Source organism: Paenibacillus sp. NPDC057886, from assembly GCF_042796655.1.
Classification (GTDB): domain Bacteria; phylum Bacillota; class Bacilli; order Paenibacillales; family Paenibacillaceae; genus Paenibacillus.
Map to the genome: position 1 here is coordinate 1 of NZ_JBHVMZ010000030.1, position 1,612 is coordinate 1,612.

At 54.8% G+C, this 1,612-nt stretch carries 1 protein-coding gene; it reads right to left on the reverse strand.

The features are described 5' to 3' along the window. A partial coding sequence (locus ACFVQB_RS34340; protein ID WP_379449863.1) for a non-ribosomal peptide synthetase occupies positions 1-1,612 on the reverse strand: 1,612 nt, incomplete at both ends.

The window sequence follows — 1,612 nt, forward strand, 5'->3', positions numbered from 1 at the left end:
GCGTAGGCAGGAAGGTGATGGTCACGCCGTGCTCTTCGAAATAGTGATTTAAGCGGGTGATATCCAGCCGGATCGCTTCGTCAATGACGTGAAGTTCCGCGCCGATGGTCCATGTCGGGAACATCTCCCAGATGGAGGCGTCAAAACCGAAGCCCGCGTATTTGGCGCTTTTATCATCCGCCGTCATGGCGAATGCGTCGTGATGCCAGAAGCACAGGTTCACCAGCGCATGGTGTTCGACCATGACACCTTTCGGCTGTCCGGTCGTTCCTGACGTGTAAATCATATAAGCGAGATGATCCGCCGTTGTTTCCGTCTGCGGGTTCGCTTCATCATTTTCATCAAGCGGCAGGCTCAGAATGGAGCGTCCGCCGTCAAGCAGGATCGTTTCTCCTTTGTAGCTGTCCGGCACGCCCAGCGCTTCCTGTGTGAGAAGAAGCTTCGCGCCGCTGTCCTGCAGAATGTAGCTGATCCGCTCTTCCGGGTAGTCGGGGTCAATCGGCACAAATGCCGCGCCCGCTTTCAGGACGCCGAGTACGCCCGCGGCCATTTCCAAGGACGGTTTCGTCAGGATGCCGACACGCTCGTCAGCCGTGACGCCGCAGTCCATGAGAATGCGCGCGATGCGATTCGCCCTTGCGTTCAGCTCGCCGTACGTCCATTTCGCGCCGTTGTATGCCGCGGCCGGCCGGTCCGCGTAGCGGGCGGCCGTTTCTTCAAAGAGACGGTGAACCGTTTTGTCCCGCGGCACAGAAATTGTTTTTCCTTTCCATTCGTCAAGGAGGGCTTGTTTTTCAGCATCGCTGATCAGTGAAATCTCAGGCAGCTTTCTGTCCGGACTTTCTGCCGCTTGCTTCAGAATCCGCAGGAACCCGGCGCTCCACTTTTCAATTGTTTCTTTTTTAAACAGATCAGCCGCATATTCAAACTGAAGGCCGAGACCTTCTTGATCCGTAAAGCCGCCGAGTGTCAGATCGAATTTCGCCGTGCCTTGGTTCGACTCATACGGAGTGATGCGCAGGTTCTCCAGTTCCAGTGTTTCTTTATCCGGATCTTCTGTCGTCACCATGACTTGGAACAACGGATTTCGGCTCATATCTCTCGGCAGGTCAAGCTTTCCGATCAGATCCTCAAACGGATAATCCTGATGCGCCAGCGCGTCGAGATTGGTTTGTTTCACCTGTTCGAGCAGCCCGGCGAAGGTTTGCTCTTTGCGCGTTTCATTGCGAAGCGCAAGCGTATTGACAAACATCCCCGGCATTTCCTGAACTTCGGCGCTCGTTCTTCCGGCGGTCACCGAGCCGATAATGATATCGCGCTGCCCCGTGATTTTGCTCAAAAAGACATGGAACGCGGCGTGAAGCACCATATGAAGAGTCGCTCCCGATGATTCCATTAATTCACGCACCGCTTTTTCCGTTTCACGCCCCGCTCTGAAACGGACGGATTGTCCTTTAAAACTTTGAACCGGCGGACGGGGGAAATCGGTCGGCAGATTCAATTCAGGAAGCTCGCCGGAAAATGCGGAGAGCCAATAACGCTCATGGTCTTTCATCCGTTCGGCCTGCTCAGGTTCATTCTGCCAGACGGCGAAGTCTTTATAGTGCAGGTT